Origin of the sequence: Streptomyces caeruleatus, assembly GCF_001514235.1 — a bacterium.
GTDB classification, from domain to species: domain Bacteria; phylum Actinomycetota; class Actinomycetes; order Streptomycetales; family Streptomycetaceae; genus Streptomyces; species Streptomyces caeruleatus.
The window spans coordinates 281,291-304,284 of record NZ_KQ948926.1; the positions used below are offsets into that span (position 1 = coordinate 281,291).

General features: G+C 69.5%; 28 protein-coding genes and 1 pseudogene. 16 read left to right on the plus strand and 13 right to left on the minus strand.

Features of this window, described 5'->3' with window-relative positions; genetic code table 11:
- A partial coding sequence (locus AQJ67_RS10040) for a DUF6192 family protein (protein ID WP_079055863.1) occupies positions 1-684 on the minus strand: 684 nt, incomplete at its 3' end.
- Positions 685-846: 162 nt separating this feature from the next.
- On the opposite strand from AQJ67_RS10040, the gene AQJ67_RS47530 reads away from it, so the two are divergent.
- On the plus strand, positions 847-1,092 hold the full coding sequence (locus AQJ67_RS47530; RefSeq protein ID WP_159058740.1) for a hypothetical protein: 246 nt from the start codon (positions 847-849) through the stop codon (positions 1,090-1,092).
- Positions 1,089-1,640: a DUF6192 family protein gene (locus tag AQJ67_RS47535; RefSeq protein WP_159058741.1), complete on the plus strand. Its 552-nt coding sequence runs from the start codon at positions 1,089-1,091 to the stop codon at positions 1,638-1,640. The genes AQJ67_RS47530 and AQJ67_RS47535 overlap by 4 nt, the downstream gene beginning before the upstream one ends.
- 558 nt (positions 1,641-2,198) lie before the next feature.
- Here the strand turns inward: AQJ67_RS47535 and AQJ67_RS10045 are convergent.
- The 4 genes from AQJ67_RS10045 to AQJ67_RS10060 are packed head-to-tail and all read right to left on the minus strand — an operon-like array spanning position 2,199 to position 5,816.
- Positions 2,199-3,620, minus strand: coding sequence for an amidase family protein (locus AQJ67_RS10045; RefSeq protein WP_062717745.1), 1,422 nt, complete (start codon positions 3,618-3,620; stop codon positions 2,199-2,201).
- Entirely contained in the window at positions 3,617-4,825 is a 1,209-nt protein-coding gene (locus AQJ67_RS10050) for an MAB_1171c family putative transporter (RefSeq protein ID WP_062717746.1), read from the minus strand. Before AQJ67_RS10050 ends, AQJ67_RS10045 begins: the two co-directional genes overlap by 4 nt.
- Positions 4,822-5,334: a hypothetical protein gene (locus tag AQJ67_RS49140; RefSeq protein ID WP_244190412.1), complete on the minus strand. Its 513-nt coding sequence runs from the start codon at positions 5,332-5,334 to the stop codon at positions 4,822-4,824. The genes AQJ67_RS10050 and AQJ67_RS49140 overlap by 4 nt, the downstream gene beginning before the upstream one ends.
- Before the next feature lie 41 nt (positions 5,335-5,375).
- Positions 5,376-5,816, minus strand: coding sequence for a hypothetical protein (locus tag AQJ67_RS10060; protein WP_062717747.1), 441 nt, complete (start codon positions 5,814-5,816; stop codon positions 5,376-5,378).
- An 876-nt stretch (positions 5,817-6,692) separates the two neighbouring features.
- On the opposite strand from AQJ67_RS10060, the gene AQJ67_RS10065 reads away from it, so the two are divergent.
- The 10 genes and pseudogenes from AQJ67_RS10065 (at position 6,693) to AQJ67_RS10110 (ending at position 15,469) form a co-directional block, all read left to right on the plus strand.
- A complete protein-coding gene (locus tag AQJ67_RS10065) occupies positions 6,693-7,595 on the plus strand; it encodes a helix-turn-helix domain-containing protein (protein WP_062717748.1) in 903 nt (300 codons plus the stop codon).
- Positions 7,596-7,597: 2 nt separating this feature from the next.
- Positions 7,598-8,314: a zinc finger domain-containing protein gene (locus AQJ67_RS10070; protein ID WP_062717749.1), complete on the plus strand. Its 717-nt coding sequence runs from the start codon at positions 7,598-7,600 to the stop codon at positions 8,312-8,314.
- Between the two features lie 164 nt (positions 8,315-8,478).
- Positions 8,479-9,120: pseudogene (locus tag AQJ67_RS10075) on the plus strand (WhiB family transcriptional regulator); the annotation flags it as partial.
- Positions 9,121-9,347: 227 nt separating this feature from the next.
- Positions 9,348-11,084, plus strand: coding sequence for a hypothetical protein (locus tag AQJ67_RS10080; protein ID WP_062717751.1), 1,737 nt, complete (start codon positions 9,348-9,350; stop codon positions 11,082-11,084).
- The gene (locus AQJ67_RS10085) at positions 11,081-11,272 is read left to right on the plus strand and encodes a hypothetical protein (RefSeq protein WP_055493674.1); all 192 of its coding nucleotides are present in this window, start codon (positions 11,081-11,083) and stop codon (positions 11,270-11,272) included. Before AQJ67_RS10080 ends, AQJ67_RS10085 begins: the two co-directional genes overlap by 4 nt.
- 87 nt (positions 11,273-11,359) lie before the next feature.
- A complete protein-coding gene (locus AQJ67_RS10090; RefSeq protein WP_079055864.1) occupies positions 11,360-11,590 on the plus strand; it encodes a hypothetical protein in 231 nt (76 codons plus the stop codon).
- Positions 11,587-12,213, plus strand: a complete 627-nt coding sequence (locus tag AQJ67_RS49145; RefSeq protein ID WP_244190413.1) for a hypothetical protein — start codon at positions 11,587-11,589, stop codon at positions 12,211-12,213. The genes AQJ67_RS10090 and AQJ67_RS49145 overlap by 4 nt, the downstream gene beginning before the upstream one ends.
- Positions 12,210-13,952, plus strand: a complete 1,743-nt coding sequence (locus AQJ67_RS10100) for a relaxase/mobilization nuclease domain-containing protein (protein ID WP_107122835.1) — start codon at positions 12,210-12,212, stop codon at positions 13,950-13,952. The genes AQJ67_RS49145 and AQJ67_RS10100 overlap by 4 nt, the downstream gene beginning before the upstream one ends.
- 304 nt (positions 13,953-14,256) lie before the next feature.
- Positions 14,257-14,703: a hypothetical protein gene (locus AQJ67_RS10105; protein ID WP_062717753.1), complete on the plus strand. Its 447-nt coding sequence runs from the start codon at positions 14,257-14,259 to the stop codon at positions 14,701-14,703.
- Between the two features lie 79 nt (positions 14,704-14,782).
- Positions 14,783-15,469 carry a hypothetical protein gene (locus tag AQJ67_RS10110; RefSeq protein ID WP_062717754.1) on the plus strand — a complete coding sequence of 229 codons (687 nt, stop codon included), beginning with the start codon at positions 14,783-14,785 and terminating at the stop codon, positions 15,467-15,469.
- Positions 15,470-16,085: 616 nt separating this feature from the next.
- Here the strand turns inward: AQJ67_RS10110 and AQJ67_RS10115 are convergent.
- From AQJ67_RS10115 to AQJ67_RS10125, 3 genes are all read right to left on the minus strand, one after another.
- Positions 16,086-16,904, minus strand: coding sequence for an SPDY domain-containing protein (locus AQJ67_RS10115; protein ID WP_062717755.1), 819 nt, complete (start codon positions 16,902-16,904; stop codon positions 16,086-16,088).
- 15 nt (positions 16,905-16,919) lie between these two features.
- Complete coding sequence (locus AQJ67_RS10120) at positions 16,920-17,210, minus strand: hypothetical protein (RefSeq protein ID WP_062717756.1); 291 nt, start codon at positions 17,208-17,210, stop codon at positions 16,920-16,922.
- A gap of 79 nt (positions 17,211-17,289) precedes the next feature.
- The gene (locus AQJ67_RS10125) at positions 17,290-17,664 is read right to left on the minus strand and encodes an SPDY domain-containing protein (RefSeq protein WP_062717757.1); all 375 of its coding nucleotides are present in this window, start codon (positions 17,662-17,664) and stop codon (positions 17,290-17,292) included.
- Between the two features lie 676 nt (positions 17,665-18,340).
- Between AQJ67_RS10125 and AQJ67_RS10130 the strand changes: the two genes are divergently transcribed.
- Complete coding sequence (locus AQJ67_RS10130) at positions 18,341-18,538, plus strand: hypothetical protein (protein ID WP_062717758.1); 198 nt, start codon at positions 18,341-18,343, stop codon at positions 18,536-18,538.
- A gap of 54 nt (positions 18,539-18,592) precedes the next feature.
- Here the strand turns inward: AQJ67_RS10130 and AQJ67_RS10135 are convergent, their stop codons facing one another.
- Positions 18,593-18,757: a DUF6207 family protein gene (locus AQJ67_RS10135; protein ID WP_244190441.1), complete on the minus strand. Its 165-nt coding sequence runs from the start codon at positions 18,755-18,757 to the stop codon at positions 18,593-18,595.
- Between the two features lie 121 nt (positions 18,758-18,878).
- On the opposite strand from AQJ67_RS10135, the gene AQJ67_RS10140 reads away from it, so the two are divergent.
- Both AQJ67_RS10140 and AQJ67_RS10145 read left to right on the plus strand, forming a co-directional pair.
- Positions 18,879-19,205: a hypothetical protein gene (locus AQJ67_RS10140; RefSeq protein ID WP_159058742.1), complete on the plus strand. Its 327-nt coding sequence runs from the start codon at positions 18,879-18,881 to the stop codon at positions 19,203-19,205.
- Positions 19,202-19,726 carry a hypothetical protein gene (locus AQJ67_RS10145; protein WP_062717761.1) on the plus strand — a complete coding sequence of 175 codons (525 nt, stop codon included), beginning with the start codon at positions 19,202-19,204 and terminating at the stop codon, positions 19,724-19,726. The genes AQJ67_RS10140 and AQJ67_RS10145 overlap by 4 nt, the downstream gene beginning before the upstream one ends.
- Positions 19,727-19,729: 3 nt before the next feature.
- On the opposite strand, the gene AQJ67_RS10150 is transcribed toward AQJ67_RS10145, so the two are convergent.
- The 4 genes from AQJ67_RS10150 to AQJ67_RS10165 all read right to left on the minus strand — a co-directional run bounded on the left by AQJ67_RS10150 (position 19,730) and on the right by AQJ67_RS10165 (position 21,945).
- Positions 19,730-19,966: a hypothetical protein gene (locus tag AQJ67_RS10150; protein WP_062717762.1), complete on the minus strand. Its 237-nt coding sequence runs from the start codon at positions 19,964-19,966 to the stop codon at positions 19,730-19,732.
- Positions 19,967-20,122: 156 nt separating this feature from the next.
- Positions 20,123-20,401 (minus strand): hypothetical protein, encoded by a 279-nt coding sequence (locus AQJ67_RS10155; protein ID WP_062717763.1) that lies wholly within the window; start codon positions 20,399-20,401, stop codon positions 20,123-20,125.
- 162 nt (positions 20,402-20,563) lie between these two features.
- Positions 20,564-21,124 (minus strand): DUF6233 domain-containing protein, encoded by a 561-nt coding sequence (locus AQJ67_RS10160; RefSeq protein ID WP_425264143.1) that lies wholly within the window; start codon positions 21,122-21,124, stop codon positions 20,564-20,566.
- Positions 21,125-21,210: 86 nt separating this feature from the next.
- Complete coding sequence (locus AQJ67_RS10165; protein ID WP_062717764.1) at positions 21,211-21,945, minus strand: hypothetical protein; 735 nt, start codon at positions 21,943-21,945, stop codon at positions 21,211-21,213.
- 233 nt (positions 21,946-22,178) lie between these two features.
- On the opposite strand from AQJ67_RS10165, the gene AQJ67_RS10170 reads away from it, so the two are divergent.
- Complete coding sequence (locus tag AQJ67_RS10170; protein WP_062717765.1) at positions 22,179-22,952, plus strand: GntR family transcriptional regulator; 774 nt, start codon at positions 22,179-22,181, stop codon at positions 22,950-22,952.
- Positions 22,953-22,994 lie beyond the last annotated feature (42 nt).

Consider the following 22,994-nt stretch of genomic DNA (forward strand, 5'->3'; position numbering starts at 1 on the left):
GCCGAGGGGAGTGGCTTCCTCCTCGAACTCTTCCTCCACCTCCGCGGCGTCGTCCGCTGAGGCCAGCTCGGCTTCGGCTTCCGCTGCCTCGTCAACCTGCTGCCAGTGCTCGTACTGAGCCTCACGCATCAGGCTCCGGGCATGCTGGTCGGATGCGAGACGGGCCCGGACGTCCGGGCGTCCGAGCATCTCGGTGACCGCCTTGGCCGCATCCTCATCCGTGTGGAGCAGGCGCCGGGTGTGAGCCAGACGCTCTTCCTGGTTGGTCGGCGTCCCGACCGCACGGTGGGCGACCTTCTGGGCCTCGTTGACCGTCCAGTGGTTCTCATCGGTGAACGGGTCGTAGGGGTCCTTACGGATCAAGGTGTACCGGCTCCGGACGTAGGCCAAGGTTTGGTGCACCGAGAAGCTCACATCCTCCCGGCGCTTGGCCTCCGGCCACTGCCGCGCCACGTCGTAGTAGGTCCGCAGTGTCTCCGGATTGGCGCCGATCTGATGCGCCAGGATCTTGATCACCAGGTTTACCTCGCCGTGTCCGCGGCCGTGTCCTTCGAGAGCGTCAATCACGAGATCGCCGAGAGCCCACTGGATCCCGGACTTCTGCTTCATCAGCTTCTGCCCGCGGCGGACGATCTTCGTCCAATCGGCCTTCGTGTAGCCGTCGGGAACAGTCAGGGTCGTCACGAGGAGCCTCCTCGCTTGTCGAGCGTCAAGGCCATGGGTACAGCGCTTCCACGCCCCCCTGTGACCAATTTACGCCACTTTGTTAAGATAATCCTGTGTGCCGTAGCCGGGTGAAGCGCTTGCCAACACAGGGGGTTTCCTGACGGGCCTGCGGGGTGCGAGATGTCCCACCGAAGCTTTCCCTCCGACTACTCCGACGAAGAACGTGCCGCACTGATCGCTCGGGGCCGCATGCTGGTAGCACAGCGCAAGGAAAGCCAGCGGAGGCTTGGCTGGTACGTACTGGACATACTCACCTTCCAGGGCCCCGACGCCGTCAAGCGATTCGCCGAAGCGATCGACATGACGCCCAGCACTCTGATCAGGTACGCCGAGTCCGCCGCGCAGTCCGATGAGGGGCAGTCGTGACGAAGCGAAAACTGATCCCCTCGGTCTGGTACTGCAAGTACTGCTACCAACAGCAGCCGATCGACATCGGCCCTGACGGGAGCCTGATCATCTGTACCGCATGCGGATACGGGCTGGCCCCGCTCGATGAAGTCTTCGCCGCCGGATCCATGCTGACTTGGTGGGAAGGAATCTGCGACAAGTTCTACGCCGAAAATGCCGCGTACCAGGTGAAAGATCACAAGGGTAAGGCGGCAAGGTTCCTGCTCGGGGATCTGGCCCTGGGGTTGGTACCCCTGAACGCCCCCTTCACCGGCAGAAGGCTGTCAAATTACGCAGAGTCCGTCGGCCTCACGCCAGAGGCCATGAAGCAGTACCGACGAGTAGCGGCAGCATGGCCCGCGGCCCGGCGAAGCGACGATGCCTGCTGGTCAGTTCACGCCATACTCGCCGCCCATCCCGACCGTTTCAACCTTGTCAAGTCCCCGCCGCCACAAGGGGGACGGTGGACGTGTGCGGACGCTCATGGAGTCATGGATGCAATGCACGCACATCCAGCCCGCTCGTGAGCAGGTAAGCAGTGCCTCGCACTGTCGAGTCGAGGCCACGGCGGGCAGGAACCACGGACCGGTCAAAGCAAGTACGACACGTCCGAGGCAGCGGGCCGGCTGACCACTCACGCGGTATCGGCGAGGCGATACGGAACGGCATCACGGAGGGCGCCCGTTCCGTATCGTCTGGACTCCGAGCGCCCGCGCACAGGCACCGACCCGTCGGACACGCCCTAGTGCCAGCGGGCGTGAGCATCGTGTTCAACACGGAGTGGGGCCTGGAAGCCGATCTCCCCGACACACCCGTCCCGGACGCCCCTCGCCCCGGATCACCACCGCGCTCATGGAGCATCTCGTCGAGACTGGAGGGCTCGAATGATCGCGCACAAGTTCTTCGTGTGTGGCTCGCCCTTCGCTTTCGCCAGCGAGACGTAAGCGTCCCGGGTCTGGATCCGCTGGTCACCCTTGAGTCGGCGTTGGGCGCCCGTCGCGTTCCTTAAGGGTGCCCGCCATCCCTGACGGCGGACTTCCGCGGAGCTCCCGGACCCGCAGGCCGATTGTCCATCGGTCTTTGGATCAGAGCGAAGTGGACGGCGGAAGGAACGTTGCCAGCGTGTCGGCCAGCGCGAGCAGGACTCGGTCGGCGTGCGCCCGGCCGACGATCTGAACGCCGATCGGTAGCCCTTCCATGGTCGTGGTCACGGGCAGGACGAGGCTGGGCAGACCGACGTGGCTGGTGAGGTTGGCCCAGCCGGTCTGATCGAAGAAGTTACGCTCCTGGCCATCGACTTCAAGAACGTCACTGCCTGCAGGGATCGCGGGGGTCGGCGCGGCCGGCATGACGACGACGTCATGCTCCGTGAAGAACCGGTTCCAGGTCTCACGGAGCCGGGCACGTTCCTCGGCCGCGCGGAGCCAGGTGCGATGGGTCTGGGTGCGGGAGCGCAGGAACGCGGCGCCAGGGCTGGCGTCGTCGGCTCGCAGTTCTCGTACGGCGGCGAGTTCTGCGCTGGCGGCTTCGTCACTGGTGGTGGCTGTCGCCGTGGCGTGCAGGAGTTGCTCGAACAGGCGAGTGGAGTCGCCGAAGTTGATGGGGCTGGCAACGTGGCGGACCACGGCTCGGGTCCCGGACAACGCCTTCTCGACGGTGGCGAGGGCCTGGGCGGTTGCGTGGTCGACAGGGCAGCTCGCGTCCTCGGCCCAGATCGCGACGCGGAGCTGCGCGGTGTCCTCGCTCGGGGTAGGGAGGTCTAGGCGCCAGGGTGTGTTCTCTGTCGGCGTGGGGGTGGTCAACGCCGCGAGCAGCAGATCGAGGTCGCGGGAGTGGCGGGCCAGGGGACCGGGCGTGACCATGTCGCTGCTGGTGAGCCATCCAGGAGGTCGGGGGATGTGGCCGCGGGCTGGAACGAGGCCGTGGGTGGGGCGCAGGCCGTACACGCCGCAGTAGTGGGCAGGAAGGCGCAGCGAGCCGGCGAGGTCACTGCCGAGTTCGGCGGGTGTGAGGTGTGCCGCGATGGCTGCGGCGGCTCCGCCGGAGGAGCCGCCGGCCGTGCGGGCTGGATCGTGCGGGTTGAGGGTGGGGCCGAACAGGGCGTTGTCGGTGTGGAGGCCCTGGCAGTAGGTGGGGGTGTTGGTCTTGCCCATGATCACCGCGCCTTGATGGCGGAGCCGTGCGACGGCGTCGGCGTCCCGCTGGGGAACGTGGTCTTTTAGGTCCTCGGCGCCACTGGTGGTGCGCAGGCCGACCGTCTCGAAGCTGTCCTTGATCGTGAGTGGGAGGCCGTCGAGGAGGCCGGTGCTCTCACCGCGGGCTCGGCGTTCGTCGGCGGCACGGGCAGCAGCACGAGCTGTGTCGTCGTCCCGGGTGACGACGGCGTTGACGGTGCTGGCATCGATCCGGTCGAGATGGAGGTCGAGGAGCTCCCGGCTGGAGATCTCGCGGCGGTCCAGCGCGCGGAGCTGGACGTGGGCGGGCCGGTGGGTCAGGTCGGTGGTCATGCGGAGGCTCGCTCACGGTGGGGGGCGCGGGCAGGTTCGCGGGAAAGGCGGCGGGCGACAGCCAGGAGGGCGTCGATGTCGTCCATCGGCTTGCTGATGTCTCGGTCGGCGTCGGCGAAGTCGGTGAGCCGGTCGGGGGCGGGACGATCCCCCCGTGCCCGGGCGGCGATGCCTGCGATGATCTGGTCTGCGGTGACGGCGGCGTCAAGGTCCTCGCCCTTGAGCCCTCTCGCCTTGTGGTGGGCCTGGCTGCGCCGGCGCACGTCGGCGTCGAGGTACTGGCGGATGACGAAGCGGCCATCGCGTATTTCGGTTGCCCGCCGGTACAGCTTGAACCCGATGCTGCGGCTGCGGCGTCGCTGGGCGTGGTCGAGCTGGTCGACCGGGAGTTCGATCTCGGGCGCCACGCTGTGGAAGGCCAGCCACAGGTGGCGCAGGCGGTGGTGACTGAGGTGCTGATTGATCCAGTACCAGGCGCTCTGGGCCTGGTCGCTGATCGTGGGCACCAGCCAGCCGGTGAGTGTGAGGATGGCGCCGATGTCACCGCAGATCCAAGCGAAGTCCTCCCAGGCTGCGAGTGAGGCGTGGAAGAATCCGGCGATCACATTGCCGATCCGGACGGCGCTGTAGCCGAGGGTGATGGTGGCGCCGATGGCGACGATGCGCAGGCCGACACGGACGGGTCCATGGCCGTTGCGGCGCCCCAGGCGCCAGCATGCCCGGGCCAGGAACAGCTCACCGAGGGTGTAGGCAGTGATGTACAGGGTGAGGTAGGCGGCGTACACGTTGTCGTGTGCGTAGTACAGCGTGAAGTCGAGCGGCCGGGGCGCGCTCGGTGTCAGCAGGGCGAACAGCACCAGCAGGCCCGCGATCACCCCGAGTCCGGCGCCGAGCCACGCCCGCGCCCTCCTGCGGGCGTGCTCGGGCGGCGAACCCCAGTAGGTGAGGACGACCTGCTGGCAGGCGATCAGCGCGATCACGCACCCCTGTGCCAGCGGGACGGCGATGTTCACCGTGCCCAGGACGCTGTCGAGGTACGCCCACATCGGGGTGATGGAGAACAGGAACGACAGGCCCGAGAGGGCGAAGACTGCGGTGAGGGCCAAGGTGGCAGGGTCACGGCGCCGCGCGGGGACGTCCCGCAGCATGCACAGGAAGCCCAGGACAGCGACAGAGAGGCTGACCGGGTGGAGCAGGTCCTTCACGGCCGCGCCTCCCGTCGGCGCAGCAGGGTGTGGGTGACGCGGTCCTGGACGTCGTCGCCGGAGGATTCGTCGCTGCGCAGCCAGCGGTCGATGATCCGGCGCTGCAGGAGCGAGGCGCGCAGCTCGGCGTCGCGTTCTTCGGCCTCGTCGTACTTGGTCCGCCCCAGCATCACCTGCACGGTGGCGGGGTCCACGTTGGTGAAGAGCGTGGGCGCCAGGGCGGACAGCGGGCGGGTCTCGTGATGCCTGAGCAGGAGGTGCATGAACTCGTGGGCGATGATCTGGTCCTGGTGCCAGAGGCTGGTACGCGGGTCGTAGGACACGTAGATCGCCTTCTCAAGGACTGCGCATGCCCCGCAGACCGCCGGCGCCTGCTCCATCGGCATCAGGATCACCTCACGGCCCGTGCGACGAGAGATCTCGTCCCGTAGGTCTCTGATGCTCGTGACGGCCGGGAGATTCAGCTCGGCCAGGAGGTCACCCTGGCGCGGGCTAAGTGCGGACCACATTTCCACTCCTTGATCATTTTTTAACTGCCCCCGTAATCCGGCTAGTTGTCGGGCGGAAGTCCCTCCATCTTCCGCACCCCCTCCACGAGACCAAGCACCGCATCCTTTCCGTCCGCCGAGACATCGGACAGACGAAGGAGCACGCTCTGCATCCTCGAATCGCGAAGCATCGCCAGCAACTTCAGTTCCTGCGCAGTCTTTTCGGCAACCTGGTCATCGAACCAATAGGCAGGCGACACCCCGAAAAAGGCAGCCAGGGCTTCAAGATGACGCTTCGTCGGATTGTCACGCTTCCCCGTGCGCAGCATCCACAAGTAGGTGTCACTCACCGTTTCCAGCCCTCGCTCGGCCATCAGCTCAGCAACCTCGGCGTTGCTGTACGGGCCGCGATCGGGTGGGTGCACCGCGTCAAACAGCTGGTTAAGCCGGTCCTTGAGCTCGCGCGGACGCGGGCTCACCGACTCCTCCGTTAGCTCTTCCATGATCCTTTCCTGGATGGGATTCACAGTGGTTCAGTCACTGTATCCCGCCATTAACGAGAGTTGACGCATCGATCTTGCGTATGAAAAGTTCTACCTTGCAAACGCTTTCCGCGTTTGCACGTCCACTCTTCGGGACGGTCTGCCCGCATTTACCTGCGGGCGCACACCGATGACGTGACACGTGTCACTTTCACCCGGGGGCATGCATCACGTTCCGGTTTGCCGGACCAATTTGATCTTCGATATGGCGGGCAGGTGGCAGTGAAAAGCCTAGATCGACTTCGCTATACCGGTGCGACCATTTCCGTACCGGCATTCCGCTTCAAGCACATCGGCGTGCTTCCCGGCATCCAGGGTTCCCGCTGCGCCGGAACGCCCTGCGGCTCCGCGAAAGTCACCTGCCGGTTGCAGTCACGGAATCTGCGCTTCCTGTGACTCTGCGCGACTACTACAGACTTTGAGAACCAACTCTGGATCTTGACGCGGGACTCTGCGTATGTTCGTCGTCGCCTCGGGCAAATCGACCCGGTGCGGCGAACGTGAGGAGCACGGCAGGCACCGACTGACTTGCATAGGCCCGAACACAGCGACGGCGCCCGAGAGCGGTAACTCGCGGACGCCGAACGCTAAGCGGCATACCCGCCCCGGCAAGGGCGGAGATTGCCCACCATCACCACGCTGATCCCTTCCACGGGGCACGTCAGCGTGGCAACACTGCAACGAGGAGTATCGCATGCCTCCTGCCCTGCGCAAAAGGCCCTTCCGTCTGGCCTGCGCGGCAGCCACCTCCGCCTCGGCGCCTCAGCGCCCCGAGCCGGATCGCCCCATTTCGGCCCAGGCGAGCCGCCGGTCCCGCCCGCTCGCCGGGAGCAGCCGATGAGTATCGAAGCCAGCGAGTGGGTGTGGGAGCACAGCTCCAGCCGAGGAGCCGCGCGTCTGGTCCTGTTGTCGATCGCCGACCGGGTGACCGACAACCAGTGCATCGCCTGGGCCTCGCTGTCCAGCCTGGCCAAGCGCACGCGCGCCTCGGTCTCCACGGTGCGCGAGGCCGTCGAGCGCCTGATCGACGCCGACGAGCTGGAACAGCTCGACGACCTCGTCGGCCCGCAGCGCAGCACGGTCTACCGCCTTCCTTTCGCCGCCGAAGCGGTCGCCCAGGCTCAGCGCGAGCAGCAGGAACAGGAGGAGGGCGGTGAGACGGCAGCATCAGACGATCCTGCTGCCCCTGCGAAGCTCCAGCTCTCGGCTCTGCGGCGGTACGGAATCCGCCTCCGTGAGGTGCCGGAATCTCCCGCGAGGGTCCGGAAACCGGCAGTACCGGAAACCGGCAGGTCGAGGCGGAAACCGGCACGTCGAGGTACCGGAAACCGGCACCCCGGTGTACCGGAAACCGGCACACAGAACCGTAGTGAACCTGATTTGAACCGGAGGTACAGCAGTAGTGGTGCCGCCGTCGTGGCGGCTGCCGAGTGGCAGGTCGACCCCGCCGCCCACGCCTGGGCCCGCCAGCAGGGACACCTCGACCGCCTCGGTGAGCAGGGCCTGCAGGCAGCCGACGCGAAGTGGCGTGCCCACCGGGCCAGCTTCAAGCCGAGGTCGGCGGATGCCTGGGCTGCTGACTGGCGCTCCTGGGTCGCCCGAGAGCACGCCCCCAGCCGCCCGAACCTCTACGCCGTCCCCGGAAAGAGCACTGCCGCGCCGGGCGGCATGACGCGGGCCGAGGCCCACACCGCCGCCCTGCTTGCCGCTCTCGACGAGCCGACCGGAACGGAGGGCTGACCGTGGACCGCCGCGAAACCGCCGCCCTGCTGGCCTACATCGGCCGACTCGACCCGCGCACCATCCGCACCGACCAGGGCGAGGCCCGCGACCAGCTCGCCCAGTGGCATGAGCTGCTCGGCGACGTGCCGATGGCCACTGCGCACGGCTGGGATGCCTGCGTCGCTGCCCGCCAGCACATCCGCACTTCGCCGTACCAGATCCTGCCCGCGGACGTGGCCCGTCCGTGGGAGAGCTACCGGCGCGACCGTCTGGCCCGGCACTCCGATCCCACGCCGTCCGCCGATCCGGACGACCAGGCCGCGTGGACTGCCGAGTTGGTCGGCACGCGCCGCGCCGTCGCCGCCGGCACCGCGCAGCCCGCGCAGGCCCGGGCCATAACCAGCGGTCACGACGGGATCGACCCGAAACTGGAGGCGCGGTTGCGGCAGGTCGGCTCCTGCATACCGCCCGCCGCCCGAGCCGCCCTCGCGCCCTACCGGCCCGCCCGAGCAGCACGCGAGGCAGCCGTCGCGCAGGGGCTGCCCGACGCCCTGAGTGTGCGCTGCGAGTGGTGCCTGGCCCAGCCCGGCGAGCCGTGTCGCCGCCGCCGGATCGGCCCCGACGACGGGGTACGCGCCACCGCCCCGCGCGCCACCCCGCATCCCGGCCGCCTCGACCTCGCCGTCGCCCAGCAGAACCGGCCGATCGAGCAGGCCCAACAGCCCGCCATGGCCTGACTGGCGCAGGCGGCCGTGCATCCCGTCCGGTGCACCGCCACCCGAACATCACCGTCCCCCCACCCCGGCTGCCGCGCACGCCCTCGCGCCGCAGCCGGTACCCGACGCCGCATCCGCCGAGCACCGCCCCCGCCGGCCGACGCGGCAACACATCGGAGATCCGCTTGCGCCACATCACCACCCACGACGCACCGGCCACCGGCCTGCGCGGCATCGCAGACACCAGCTGGCACGTTCGCGGAGCGTGCCACGGCATGGACGTCGAGGACGCCGACGCCGTGTTCTTCCCCGGGCCCCGGGACCACGAAGAGATCGCTGAGGCGAAAGAGCTGTGCGGCTGGTGCCCGGTACGCCGCGACTGCCTCGACTTCGCCCTGGAGAACGTCCTCAAGGAGGGCATCTGGGGCGGCCTCACCGAAGACGAGCGGCGCCCCTGGCACGACGGACTGCACCGGCGCCTCGACTACCGGCGCGTGACCGGGTTCTTCCAGGGACGCGACGTGCATCTGACCGAGGACGAGCGTCAAGTCGTCATCGACCACGCCTACGTACGCGGCTGGCGGCCCGCCCGGCTCGCCACAGCCCTGCAGATCAGCCACAAACACGCCCGGGACCTGCTCCGGCAGGCCGCCAACAAGGTCTTCGACCGCGACCGCACCTACGGCGTGCCGCGGCCCAAGAAGAAGCGGAAGAAGACCACCCCGGCAGCAGGCAGCCCCGCGCCCCCTGCTCTCGGCACACAGCAGCCGGTAGCCCGACCAGCGACGCCGTCCTCCACGGCTCCGGAAACCGCCGGCGGTCCTGCCCTGCCAGCGGACACCGGCCCCGCCCCGGGTGTGCGCGGGACGGTCCCCGCGCCTTCCGGCCCCGCCTCCCCGCCAAACCAGCCACCGCAGAAGCGATGCCACTCCTCACCCCCGGTCAAGCCCATCGAAGATCGCGCTGCCCGGCGTGGAGTCACCCGCCGCGAAAGCTGGGACCAACTCTCCTTCCCGGAAGCGCCCTTGGCGCACGCCCCTGTCGGAAAGGCTGCATGACACACCTCATCGCGGTGTCCTTCGGTACCACCCCGCATCCGTCCTTGCTCGTCGGCATCGGCGCCGCTGGCGCCGTGTTCGCCCTGGCCCTGACCGTCTGGGCGATCCGGCGCCGGGCCGTGCGCCCGCAGAACCGCCTCGGCGGTCCGGCGGTCAAGGTCGCTGCCGTTGCTGCCCTCGGCTGTACCGCCTACAGCGCCGACACCTCGTGGCGCTTCGCCGCCGACTACCTCGACATGGCCGGCACCGCCGAGCGTGCCGGGATGTTCGCCGCAGCCGAGCTGGCGCTCTTCGCGACCGCGCTGATGGCGCGCCAGAACCTGACCACCCAGGGTGCTCCTGGTCTACCGGGCACTCTGGTCTGGGTGATCACCGGCGTGCAGGTGATCCCCGCCTACGCCGAGAGCGGTCCCATCGGCGGCACCGTCCGCGCCTTCGTCGGGCCGGTCATGGCGGCGATGCTGTGGCACCTCGCGATGGGGATCGAGCTGCGCCTGCGCACCCCGGGTGCCGCCTCCCACGGGCTGATCGCCGTCCTGGGGCGGGAGGCACGCGAGCGGCTCCTGTCCCGCCTCGGCATCGCCGCACGCGACCGCGACGCCGCGCAGATCACCCGCGACCGGGCCACCGCCCGAGCGGTCGCCCTCGCCGCCCGCCTCGCCGCACGCACACCCGAGCAGCAACGGAGCCGGCGCGGCCGGCAGCTCACGCGCCGCCTGTCGAAGGCGGTCGGCAGGGCCTCCGTCGGCACCGACCCCCTCCAGCGCGCGCAGCTGCTCGACCAGCTCGCCGCCCGCCGGCACGCACTCGCGCTCGCCACGGTCCCGCTGCCCTCGCCCTGGTCCCCCGTGCACAGCACCGCAACAACCACGGTCCCCTCGCAGTCAGCCTCGAAGGCACCGGTCCCCGGAGCCGGTCCCCACGGTTCCAACGAGTGGGACGGGGACCGGGGACCGAGCATCCCGAGGGGACCGGGGACCGAGATCGAGGACTCGAAGGCGTCGGCATGCGCGGGGACCGAAGGCGAGAACGCGGGGACCAAGGTGGGGACCGAGGCACCAGAAGCAGGCGCGGTCGCGGGGACCGGTCCCACCAATCCGGAAGCCGCGCAGAGGGACGCCCGAAGAGCGGGGACCGCGCGTCTAACGCGAGAAGTGCCTGCTCAGGGCCCTGAATCGCGTCGGGGACCGAACGCCGCCGAGTCGGGGACCGAGCCCACCGGGGACCGGGCACCGACCACCACCGACACGGGGACCGAGCCCACCGGGGACCGGGGACCGACCACCACCGACACGGGGACCGAGCCCACCGGGGACCGGGGACCGACCACCACCGACACGGGGACCGAGCCCACCGGGGACCGGGGACCGACCACCACCGACACGGGGACCGAGCCCACCGGGGACCGGGGACACAAGGTCCCCCTCCGGCGGAAGACAACCACGAAGACCAGGGCGAAGAACAAGGGGAAGCGCGGCCGGTCCCGCACCCCGCAGACACAGCGCCCGCCACGCGAGCCGGAGCAGTCGGTGGACCAGCTCGTCCAACAGGTCCGCCCCCACGTCCCCGCCCTGCTCGAACGGGACGGCAACGAGTCCGTCACCCGGGTCCAGCTGCGCGAGATCCTGCGCCGCGAGGGCCTGAAGGGCGGCCGGAACGACCGGCTGAGCCTCGTCCTCCAGGAACTGCGGAGCGACGACACCAGCAAGACAAGGAGCACCGCCGTCCGATGAAGACCTGCCACCAGTTCGACACCGTCCGTGCGGAGTACGAGCGGGAGATCGGCTTCATGCTCGCCCACTCCAAGCGGCACGAGGGCAGGCCCGCGGCGAAGTCCAGCGCGAAGCAGGCTGCCTCGACGAAGCAGCGGATGGCCCGGGCCCTCAACAGCCACGTCGGTCGCTGTCCCGAGTGCGGCTGAACCGGCAAAGCCCCAGTTCAGCTCCCCTATCCGCGACGGGTGGTCCGGCCCCGAGCCGGGCCACCACCCCGTTCCAGGAGACACGCAGTGATTCCGCGTCCCCCTCGCTCTTCCGACCCCACCGCCGCCGAGGCCAGCGCCTGGGCGGACGTCCTGCTCCGCCGACGGCTTGTGCACGCTGCCGTCCTCGCGCCGACCGGCCAGTGGCTCATCCAGGCCCGGCCCGACGGACCCGTCCGCGTCCTCGACGGACCGGCCGACGTCGTCGCGCTGGCCGCGACCATCCAGCACCACACTCGGAGGCCCGAAATCCGATGACGAACCCCACTCAGAACGGCACCACCCCGGAACCTGATCGCGACTCCAACTCGGTCTCGGGGCGAGCAAGTTGGGGCGGAAGCGTAGCTTCCGCCGAACCCGCCCCCGAGGGGGCGGGAGAGGACCTGCACCGGGGGGCGCAGGTCCATCGGGCTTCGACCGAGGGCGGATCGAAGCCGGGGCAGGAGGAGAAGCAGCCCGTGCCGCGCGTACGCCGACAGCGCGCTCCTCGCGCACGCCAGCGCCCGCGCCAGTCGCCCGAGAAGAAGCGCCTGCACCAGCCCAACACACGTTTCAACGACGAAGAGTTCGCCCTGATCAAGTCCGCCGCCGCCCGATGCAATCTGTCCGTCGCCGGGTTCCTCGCACACTCCGCGCTCGCCGCCGCCCGCGACCTCGACCGCACCAGCGCCGAGATCGCCGACGAACGTGAAGTGATCACAGCCCTGTTCGACAGCCGACGTCGCCTCGGCTGGGCCGGCAGCAACCTCAACCAGGCAGTCAAGGCACTCAACTCCGGTATAGACGCTCCCCAGCTCGACGCAGCCGTCGCCGCCGTACGGCGTGCCGCCGACACCGCGCACGCAGCCGCCACGCGGCTCATCGCACGCCACGGCTCATGATCCCCAGCGTCAACAACTCGGGCTCCCGGACCATCGGTCTCCTCAACTACCTCTACGAGACCGGCCAGTACGAGGATCACACCGACCCCCACCTCGTAGCCTCCTTCGACGGCATGTCCCCCGACCCCGGCCGCGACCCCAACGCCACCCTCAACGACCTTGCGCAGCTCCTGGACCAACCCGTGATGGCCCTCGCCGGGCACGCCCGCCCGGCCAAGCACGTGTGGCACACCTCCGTCCGCGCCGACCCCGGCGACCGGATCCTGTCCGACGAGGAGTGGGCCGGCATCGCCCGCCGCATCGTCGCCGCCACTGGCATCGACCCCGGCGACGGACAGCCCGGCTGCCGCTGGGCCGCCGTACGACACGCGGACGACCACATCCACATCGTCGCCACCCTCGTGACCGAGGACGGACACCGCCCCGACGACTACCGCTCCGGCGCCCGCGCCCAGGCCGAAGCCCGGCTTATCGAGAAGGAACTCGGCCTCCGCCAGGTCGCGCCGGGCGACGGCACAGCTGCTCAGCGGCCCACCAGTGCCGAACGCCACAAGGCCGAGCGCCAGGGCCGCGAGCGCCCCGCCCGCGAGGAACTGCGGGAGACGGTACGGCGGGCGGTGGCTGGCGTGACCAGCGAGGAGGAGTTCTTCGACCGGCTCGCCGCCGCCGGCCTGCTGATCCGTACGCGCGCCGCACCCTCCGGAGACCTCCTCGGGTACAAGGTCGCCCTGCCCGACGACCTCAACAAGGACGGCGAGCCGGTGTTCTACCCCGGCGCGCGCCTCGCCCCCGACCTCTCCCTGCCCCGCATCCGGGAGCGCTGGACCGGCGACACCCGGAACGATCCGGCCCCCCGGCCGGAGGACGCAGTGCGTACGGGGCTGGGCGCTCCGGCCGGTGCCCGCCGGACGACGGCATCGGCCGCGTGGCAGGCCGTGATGCTTGTCTGGCAGGGCGACGACGCGGTCGTCGCCGCCCATATCGCCGCGGCCGGCGAGGTCCTGGACGCGCTCGCGAAGACGTCCGCCGCCCACACTCGCCGCGAACTACGCGACGCGGCAACGGCCTTCGAGCGGGCCTCGCGCTCCCACATCCGCGCCGCACGCGGACACGACCGCGAGCTGCGGCAGGCCGCCCGCGAACTCGTCCACGGTGGCCCCGCCCTCGGCCGCGGTGAGGACGGCGCCACCACCGCGATGGCGATCGACATGCTGTTCTTCCTCATCACCGCCGCCGCGCACTGGCACGCGAAGAAGGGCCACGCCCAGCAGGCCGAGGCCGCCGCGCGGACCGCCGAGCACCTGCGCACCGCCTACCAGGCCGCCGCCGCCCAGCCCCTCGGCGTGCTCTACCAGCGAGGCCGGCGTCTGAGCCGGCCGATGCTCCAGCGGCAGACCATGCTGCTGCGCGAGGCACTGCCGCAGCTGGCCGAGCAGATCCTCGCCGAGCCCGGCTGGTACGCCCTGGCCGCAACCATCGCGGAAGCCGAAGCCGCCGGCCACGACCCGGCCGCCCTCCTGACCGCCGCCGTAGAGCGGCGCGAACTCGACACCGCGGACTCGGTCAGCGACGTGCTGGTGTGGCGGCTACGGCGAACAGCCGACCTGCCCGCCGACGCCTCGCCCCTGTCCGAGAACGGCACCACAGGTGGCCAGCCCACAACACGCACAACGGCGACCCGCCCCAACGCCCCCGGCAGCCGACGCAGCGGAGAGGAGACATCGGCCAAGACCCGATAAGCCCTACCGAGGGCCGGGGGCAGTCTCAGCGCACCACCGAGAGCAGGACACCGCCACCGCCGCGCTCGCGCCCCACACCATGGCCGTACGCCACAACGGACCTCAGCGGAGTACAGACCCGCTGTGGGTCGCGAGCGCTGGTGCACACGCAGGAGGGAAGGCACTGCACTCGTCCCGGCCCCTGGAGGCACGGAAACGCCTTATGACCTGCCCGAAGGTGACTGTGGACTTTGTGAATTGAAACCAGCGGGAGCCTAGGGCACGATCATGAAGCGAGCAGGACGAGGTAAAGGAGAACGCCAGGGTGTTTCACCGAATACGCCGCCGGACCAAGAAGCCCAGCGAGGCACAGCGCCGGTTCTTCGAGTGGTCGGCGCAGCTGCAGAATCAGGTCCCGCCCGGGATCGGGGTGCCGCCGGCCGAGCCGGCACGACCCGAGCCGACAACCGCGGTGGTGGACGACTTCCTTCCGCCGGAGCTGCGGGTGCCCAGCCACGACCAGCTCGACGGCAAGATGATGCCGTGGAAGCAGCCCCTCGTCCTCGACGGTGAGATGGCCGCCTGCGCCGAGTGCGGCGCGTACCGGGACTGGCTCATCCTCTCCACCCGCGACCAGATCTGGCTGCGGTGCCGGGTCGGCCACCAGCAGCAGGAGACCCGCCTCGACACCGCCTGGTTCAACCGCAACTGCGGGCCGGCGGACGCGACGCACGCCACGTTCGAGGACTGCCTGCGCTACCTCGGGCACTGACCCCCACTCCTACGACCCCACCGGGCCCGCAGGCCCGCACTGACCACCCGTCGCCAAGCACCAAGGGGTCAGTTCCGTCATGCACGTTCGCGTCGCCACCACCGCCCTCGGCATCACCACCGCCCTCCTCGCCGTACCCGCCTGCTCCACCGACACCACGCCAGACACCACCGCCTCCGCCCGTACCGGGAAGCCGGCCGACGCAGTCCAGAAGGCCACCGTGCTCTCGTCGGCTGTCCTGGAGACCCGCCTGCTCGACGAGCACGACCTCGGCAGCGGCTACCAGCGCAAGCCGGAGCGCCCCGCCCAGCACGCCGACGTCACCGTCAACGGCTGCCATGCCCTGAGCGAGCTGGGAGGCGACGCGGCGACCGGCGGCACGCTCGCCTTCCCCCGCAAGGCGAAGACGGCCTTCACCTACGGCGGCAACTCCTCGGAGATCTCCGAGGAGCTGTACAGCGACAGCGCGAACAAGCTGTCCGACGGCATCGGCCGGATCTTCGACGCCATGACCGGCTGCCCGACCTATCAGGTCGTCGCGGGCGACACCCCGATCGACATGGCCTCGCAGAAGCTGACCGCCCCCCACGGCCTCGGTGACGAGCGGTGGAGCCAGCTCCTGACGTTCTCCACCGCAGGGCGGAGCAGCGTGGTCAAGCAGACCGCGATCCGCGACGGCGGCCTGCTGCTGGTCGTCTCGGGCTCCCCCGCCCTTGTCGACCGCCACCTCGAACAGGCCCTCACCAAGGCCACGGCAGCCGGCTGACCGCCCCCGACGCACTGCTGCCCCGACCACGATGGTCGGGGCAGCAGCGCTGTGCGGGTCGCGCCGCTGCACAGTCCGGCAGGTTCTCAACGGGACGTGAACCATGCTGCGAGTCCACTCCCCATCGTGGTGACAAAAGCCGCCACCAGCCAGGGCGAGTGCGTTGAACGATGACGTGCACTCCACTGCAACGGAGCTCAAGAGGCCAGCTGCTGCTTCTCTTCGGTTTGAGGCAAATGGCTATCCAGCCGCACTGGAATGTGGCACCGCTACGCCATGCCTTCGCCACTTCACCCCACTTCAACGGGCCACCGATTACCACGTGCTGAGCAGCACGACTACGCCAAAGTGTGGCCACTTTGCCCCGTTTGAGACGCTGGGATTACCACGCGAGTAATCCCCACCGCCACACCGAGCAGACCCCACTTCATCCCACTTCCCCACCTTGGGCCCGAGACGATCACCGATACCGGGCACCCGACACCTCGTGCTCGTCCCACGGGTCGCCCTCCTCCGAATTGATGGCGCGCCCCAGCCCTGGAGGGAAATACCAGGAGCCCGGCCCTCATTCGGGAGGACCGGGCTACTGCCGTCTGGCCGAGGAGCGCCGTCGACGCTAGGCCGGCGCCCGTAGCAGCCGCTCCCGGGTGGCCTCGGGCAGCACCCGGCGCAGGACGGGTGCGGTCGAGGTGAGGGAGGCGGCGAAGGCTGCCACGAGGTCGTGCGGCGCGCTGGAACCGAAGGAGACCGCCCACAGGCAGGGGGCACCGAGCGCGGGCTCGGCCCACGCCTGCCATCCGGCTGGCCCCGCCTCGTCGGCTGCAGTGGTCAGGGCGCGCGGGTCGGCATCCTGGATGAGGGGCGGTACCTCGCCGAGGCTGATGTGCGAGGTGAACGTCGGGTCCGTCGCTGCCGCCTGGGGCTGGTCGATGTCGCGGAGCCAGCCGTGTGCGGCGACGGCGTCGAGGACCTTCTCGGGGGCGGTGAGCGGCACGGCGGGCTGGTCGCGGGCGTCGAGCGCGACGAGGAAGTCGGCCACGGCCTCGCCGGGGACGTCGGTGGTGAAGTAGGACGACCACGCCGCGAGCGGGCTGCTGGTGTCCGCGCGGGCGGAGATCTGCCAGGCGATCGGCAGGTCTCCCAGGTGGAACGGCTCGTCCGGCAGATTCCACTGCGCCCATCGGAGGGCGTCGGGGCTGATGTGCAGGACGGTGCTGCGCAGGACCTGGCGGTCCTCCGGCTCCTCGTCCGGCTCCTGCCGTCCGCGGACGATCGTCAGGCTCGTCCAGCCCAGACCGGAGAGTGTGTCGGCAACACCGTCGTAGAGGCGCCCGTCGTCACCCGCCAGATGCCGGGGGCCGACCCAGAACGCGGGCTGGCCGCCGGGCGGGGTGGACGGGTCGAGCGGGAAGTCGGGGTACAGGGGCGCCTCCAAGGGCTCGGTGCGGGGCTAGTTGCCGCCGGCAGTACGGCGGGGGCGGCGCGGGGGTGCCTGGACGGGCCCCTGCCAGGTCAGGGCGACGGTGACCTCGGGCGGGAGATAGCCGAGTTGCGCGTCCGCGTCCCGCCCTTCGGCGAGGTAGACGACTCTCCGGCCGGTTTCGTCCACGGACTGCACGACCTGGGCCAGGCGGTGCGCCATCGGGAAGAACGGGTTCATGGCCTGGCGGACCGGAGCATCCCGGTCGCAGGCGGACAGCAGGTCGATGAGTTCACCGACGGTCATCTCCGAGGACGTCACGAACAGCCTCCTGGGGTGAGGGGAAACGGCGAGCCAGGAAGGGCGGGGGCCGTCAGCCGACCGTCCGCCAGAGCGAGGACTACTCGTGGCCGTCTGGCTGTCGTACACGCCGTGAGGTCTCCAGCACGCGCGCCACGGCGGCGGCGACGATGTCGGCCGGCGTCTCCGTGTCGAACGACAGGTGGTAGCCACGCACCTTGGCCGTGCCGGTGACGGCGATCTTCCATCCCTCGCCGTCCGTACCAGGACGGCCGAGAGGGAACCAGCCGAGGTAGAAGCGGCCGTCCTTCGAGCTGACGTGCACGTCCGCGCGGTCGTCCACAATCAGGTGGAAGTCGTCTGCGGAGAACTGGTCCATGACGAGAGTGGGCTGGCCAGGGCCGAGCTGCCACTCACGCAGCCGCAGGGCTTCGACGGTAGTGGAGAAACCGGGGCCCACGGGCGCCACGGTCACAGGCAATCACCTCTCTGACCTGGGGATTCTTGCAAGGTCGTCTACGTTGACATGCTCTCGCACCCGTTGGCCAGTGATTCCGCGGTCTTCCTTGTCTGCCCCCGGCGAACTGTTGTCCGTGGACAGTTGCGGGGTTTCAAGTTCCGTGTCATTTTCTCCGGCGCAGTCTCAGGCCGATGTCATGTCGCAGGTCAGCGGCTCGCATCGAACGTGTGCACTGAGGAATTGACACGGAAGCTGAGACAGCTGACGGGTGACAAGGCGTGAGACACCAGACGGAACCGCCGGTCACAGCGGCGCCGTATGACACGCGCCCTGAGAACCTACAACCGCGAACACCCTCATGCGCCACTGCCACATCGCCGCTCAAAGTGACGTCATAGCCGCTAACTGGCCTCAACCGGGCTACAGTTGGCTCCGGAGACCAATCCACCGTGCTCCCCGGGGTCCGACGTTCCCCGGGCAGGCAGTGACCAACGCCCCCGCGAGGGAGCGCAGGCCACGCACGGTTCGGAACTTCCGTCAATGCAAGAAGGAGGGTGGCCAAGGAAAGCCCTGGCCAGGCACCGAGAGCCTTGTACGTCGGCACGGCCTCAGCGAGACCACACTCTGTCAGGTGGTGGTCGGCTGAGGGCTGAGTGCCGGAGGTTCGACCACCAGGAAGGTAGTCGGACCGTTGAAGCTCACTCTCGGTGTCAAGGTGCTGGTGATTGTCACCTGCACTCTGTTCTCCGTCATCATTGCCATCGTGGCGGGATTGTTGAGCCACACTTCTGGGGCACCGGTCAGCGAGGCTGTCCTATGCGGCGGTGGCGCGTTCGCCGGCTGCATGATCCTTTGTTTGGCGGTGTTGACGTCACTCGGCGTGCTGTGAGGTGCGCCGCGCTGCGCCCGGCACGGAGGACGGTCGGCACCCGGCCGCAAAGATCTACGCGTCGGGCGCCCGGCGCAGGTCCAAGAAGCAGAGCAGCCGCACACCGGGCTCGCCCGGCTCCCGCGTCGTGCGGTCTGCTGGCGCGATCGCGCACCACGCGACGAGCAGCTGCTGGATAGCGAAGGCGGTCTGGTCGTCGCAGGCCGCGGCCTGGACCACAGCCAAACCCGGCTCCGCCACTTGCACTTCACTGATCAGCTTCGGGCACAGCAATACACGCCGACAGCGGCGGCGGTTCTCTCACCCCGGCGTCTTCACCCGACCGAGTATGGTCACGGTCATGGCAACGACTGAGGCGGTGCTGGCTGCGATCGCGGAACTCAGCGAGGATCTCGACACCGGAGCATGGGTGCCGGACGAGTACGACCGAGCGATCGCCGTGGCGGTGCAGACAGAGGGCAGGGCGAAAGCGGACACCATTCGGGCCGGGCTACGGACTGCCGGGCCGGACGGGACCGGGGCGCGTCTCGCGCCCGTCGCGGCTCGGTGCGGGTACTTGCTCGATGGTATGAGCGGCACGAGCGCGGAGGACCAGCGTGCGATTCAGGACGCACTGGGGGATCTGCTGGACACGGTGGTGCTCGCAGGCCGCCTCCGACGGCCATGAATCCCGACCCGAAAGCTGACGAGTGGGAGCAGGCACTGGCCCGGGCCGGGTTGATCGCGGCAGCGGATCAGCCGCCCGCGCTCTGCACAGAAGCCCACTGGGACTACGTCGGTATCCGTGGCGTCCTCGCCGTCGTCCTCCAGGCCCTCGCCCAGCAGACGGGCCGCACCCCTGAGGACGTGCCTCTTGAAGTGCTGCAGCGGCACTGCGAGCGCGGCCCGGGACACGTACGGGATCTGGCCGTGGTCCTGGTCGGCGATAGCCTGGCGTATAGCCTCGACACCGACCCGGCCGCGCCCGTGCCCGCTGCGGGGGACCCTGCGCGCGCGACGTGGCTGTGGCTGACCCGTCTGTGGCCGCCGGAGCCGCCCGACGATGTCGACGGCCTCCCGCCGTCCCGGCCCCGACCGCGCTGGGACGGCATGCCCCGTGGCATTGCGCGCGGCAACCCCGGAGCCGCCGTCGACCTGCTGCCCCTCTCGGCCGCCGACGCTGCCACGGCGGCGATGAACGCCATGTAGCCGTCAGGTCTGCCGGTTCTGCCCGTGCCGTTCGTCGTACGCGGCCTGCGCCATCCCGCGCATGAACGCCGCGGCATACGCGACAACTGCGCCTACGACGACCGAGACAACCGCGGACTGCGCGCCCCAGGTGTAGAGCACGCATGTGACGACAACAGCGATGACGCTGAAGAGGTACCGCGGCATGCGGTACCACCACGGCGTTGTGTGCTGGCCGGTGTTCCCCCTCGACTGATCCATGGCGGGAGTATTCCAGCTGCGCCGCGACGGCCGTCCGGGGCAGCCCCCGGAAGTTGTTGCACGAGTTCATTCGGGAGGTGACCAGGCGGACCGCCGACACTGACCCGGTTCGAGGTGATGCTGTTCTGGGGGCGCGAGGCCCTGAAGCGGGCCGTCTCAGTTCTCTTCCGGGACGGGTACAGCGGTCGGCTGCACTGCGGCGACCCTGACCCACATCTCCGCCAGGGCGATCGGCTGCTCGGCACCCAGTCGTTGGTTCTTGTCGAGATGGTCCAGGAGCCACCGCTGCCACTCGCTCAGCTCATCCGGGGAAGAGTTACTGAGAGCCCTCGCCTGCTCCCACTCCTTCCACGCGCGCTCCGGGCTTCCGGCGACCTTCGCCCAGTTGTACGCCTGAAGCGCCGCATCGGCACGCCTGGCATCGGACTCGTCCATCAGTATCCCCCTGCTCCGGCTGGCGGTTCGGTGCCCAGACCCTACCCGCGATCACGGTGAGGTCCGTCGAACGCCGTCTTCATCGAGGACAGCGTCGGGACTGGCGCAGTCCCGTACGCCACGGTGCCGGAAGGGCGCAGACGGACACGGTGCAGTACGAGATCAGGAGTCGTTGATGTGATCGAAGCCGCGCAGCAGGGGTGTGAGCTCCTGGGCGCAACCGCACAGGGTGCACAGCCGCGTCGTCGGCTTCTCCGCGACGTCCAGGGCGCGCCGCCAGTCGAGCAGCGGAGCATCCTTCGGTGCCTCCTCGCAGTCCCGCGCGTGCAGAACAGCCTGGGCCGCCGGGCCCCGGACCCCGGGCACCGTCTGCAGTACCCATCCCGCAGGCCGGCGCTCTCCGAGCACGTCTCGGACCTCCGACTGCGGTGACGGCTCCAGCCGCTCGGTGACGACCTGGTCGTAGTCGACGCCGTCGACCGGCCGCACATGCTCCGGGGCGCGCACCCATACCCGGTACTCCGCCGCCTCCACGTCGCCGTCCTCACTGACTCGGTACGACGGCAGCCCCACGAGGTAGCACCAGCCCGCCTGCGTCTGCCGTCGCTTCCACAGCCGCGCAACGATCTCCTGCGGCTCGGTGCCCAGCACAGGGTCGGCAGGCAGCACTACCCGCACGGGCACCGGTCCGGACCCGGCGCTGCCATCGGAAGACGCCGTCACGCCCCCACAGTAGGCAGCCAGCTGCGGCCGTCGCTTCCCGGCGAGACTCCCCGACCAGCACCGGGGCAGAGGAACGCCGGAGACCGCTACCTGCGGGCCTGTGCTGCCCATGAGGCACCGAGTTCCACGAACTCCCGACGGAGTAGGGCTCGTTGCTCCTCCAGGACCAGCGAGGTCGGTGACAAGAGGTAGACGTTGTCCCGGTAGAGGAGGAACCCGATCTTCTCCCAGCCCTCGGCAATGCTGGTGGTGACGCGATCAAACTCGGACCGTTCGCGCAACCGGTTCGCGCTGAGGTCGGAGACTCCGGGTGAGCAGGCCACGGCTCGGCATCCGGGCATCAGCCGGAAGATGGCCTCAGCGGCAAGAATCACGCCCAGGCCATGCCCACGCCAGCCCTCGTCCAGGGTGACGCGATCCATGACGAGCAGGGCGGAGCCGCTGTACGCCAGCAGTTCCCCGGCCTCGTCCGTGTAGTAGCCCGTAGCCGGGTCGAGGAGCACGTGAGCGATCTCGGAGAGGTCCTCCGACAGCTCCTCCATGGCCACGTACGCGTTGCACCCGCGGTCGAGATGCACACGGTAGAAGGTCATTGACCCGACGGCAACGTCATCCACGACGTTGGCCGGGCAGTCGTCGCTCGGGCATTCACCAGGCGAGGACGGGCAACGACGTGCTTCGTGCACGCGGCGGCGGTGGCGGATCGCCACATCCCACTGCTCCAGGGTGTCCGCATCGGGGGTGTCGCGCAGATCATCGGCGTAGGAGATACACAGGTGCAGCTCGCCGGGGTCCGCGGGCAGCGATGAGGACTCGATCACCGAGGAAGCCTAGCGAGGGCCCCTGCCGCCCGGTTGCGCGAACCCCCGCCTGAGGCAAACCGCCGTCCGGCCGGCGGCCCTGCACGTCACAGGCCCGTCCTCCGCAAAAGAGGTTGCGATGTACCGTCAACCACTTATCCTCATGAGTTCCCGCGTGCGGATCATGCGCCACCGGCAAGCCCGCCCGACGAACAGCACCGCACCCGGACCTGCGGCCGAGGAGGACATCAGCCATGACAGCAGCAGAGCGCATCGAGCGCGCACCCGCGATGTACCTGCAGGTCGCCCGGTATCTGGCCGATGACATCCTGCGAGGCCGCTACCAGCCCGGCCAATTCCTGCCCTCCGAGGCCGAGATGGAAAAGAGGTACGGGATCGGCAAGCACACCGCCCGTGCGGCCGTTGCCGAGCTGCGCCGGATGGGGCTGGTCGAATCCTTGCAGGGCAAGGGCACCAAGGTGCTAGCCCGGGGCATTCTGCCTGCGGCCAGCGTGGACCGCTCCATCCGGCGCACCACGAAGGGGGGTTGGCACGTTCCGGAGATGACACGGACAGGGTCTCCCGTGATCAACAGGACCGTGCTCGACGGGCCCCCTGCCGTCCTGCTGGACCAGCAGGACGGGGATGCCATCAGCGTTGACCGCATGATCCACGATCCGCAGACCGGGACCCGCATGGCCCACCGTGTCCTCATCCCGACGGCCACGGCCGCCGCCGTGCCCGCTCTCGCCGAGCATCCGGGCGCCGAGATCCACGAGCTGTACCGTGAGCTTTCCGACACCGGCCTGAGCCTGTCGTTCACCGACCATGTCACCGCCCGCGCCTGCACCCCGGGCGAGTACTCCGCCCTCGGACTGGGCGACGCGAGCCCTCTCCTGATCGCCTACCGCATCACTGCCGACGCCGACCAGGGCCGCCCGCTGCTGTGCGAGGAGCTGAAGGCCCCCGCCTCCGACGCCTGCATGCTCACCTACCCCCTGACCCCGACGCAGGCAACCGTCCGGTGACAATCGACTGGCGGGGTGTGGGACCGCAACGTTGGGGCCCGT

Bases quoted from the DNA above. Each gene is read 5' to 3' on its own strand.
- AQJ67_RS47530 (WP_159058740.1), top strand. From the start codon at position 847: ATGTCCCACCGAAGCTTTCCCTCCGACTACTCCGACGAAGAACGTGCC.
- AQJ67_RS10045 (WP_062717745.1), bottom strand. From the start codon at position 3,620: ATGACCACCGACCTGACCCACCGGCCCGCCCACGTCCAGCTCCGCGCG.
- AQJ67_RS49140 (WP_244190412.1), bottom strand. From the start codon at position 5,334: ATGTGGTCCGCACTTAGCCCGCGCCAGGGTGACCTCCTGGCCGAGCTG.
- AQJ67_RS10060 (WP_062717747.1), bottom strand. From the start codon at position 5,816: ATGGAAGAGCTAACGGAGGAGTCGGTGAGCCCGCGTCCGCGCGAGCTC.
- AQJ67_RS10065 (WP_062717748.1), top strand. From the start codon at position 6,693: ATGAGTATCGAAGCCAGCGAGTGGGTGTGGGAGCACAGCTCCAGCCGA.
- AQJ67_RS10080 (WP_062717751.1), top strand. From the start codon at position 9,348: ATGACACACCTCATCGCGGTGTCCTTCGGTACCACCCCGCATCCGTCC.
- AQJ67_RS10085 (WP_055493674.1), top strand. From the start codon at position 11,081: ATGAAGACCTGCCACCAGTTCGACACCGTCCGTGCGGAGTACGAGCGG.
- AQJ67_RS49145 (WP_244190413.1), top strand. From the start codon at position 11,587: ATGACGAACCCCACTCAGAACGGCACCACCCCGGAACCTGATCGCGAC.
- AQJ67_RS10100 (WP_107122835.1), top strand. From the start codon at position 12,210: ATGATCCCCAGCGTCAACAACTCGGGCTCCCGGACCATCGGTCTCCTC.
- AQJ67_RS10110 (WP_062717754.1), top strand. From the start codon at position 14,783: ATGCACGTTCGCGTCGCCACCACCGCCCTCGGCATCACCACCGCCCTC.
- AQJ67_RS10140 (WP_159058742.1), top strand. From the start codon at position 18,879: ATGGCAACGACTGAGGCGGTGCTGGCTGCGATCGCGGAACTCAGCGAG.
- AQJ67_RS10145 (WP_062717761.1), top strand. From the start codon at position 19,202: ATGAATCCCGACCCGAAAGCTGACGAGTGGGAGCAGGCACTGGCCCGG.
- AQJ67_RS10150 (WP_062717762.1), bottom strand. From the start codon at position 19,966: ATGGATCAGTCGAGGGGGAACACCGGCCAGCACACAACGCCGTGGTGG.
- AQJ67_RS10155 (WP_062717763.1), bottom strand. From the start codon at position 20,401: ATGGACGAGTCCGATGCCAGGCGTGCCGATGCGGCGCTTCAGGCGTAC.
- AQJ67_RS10170 (WP_062717765.1), top strand. From the start codon at position 22,179: ATGACAGCAGCAGAGCGCATCGAGCGCGCACCCGCGATGTACCTGCAG.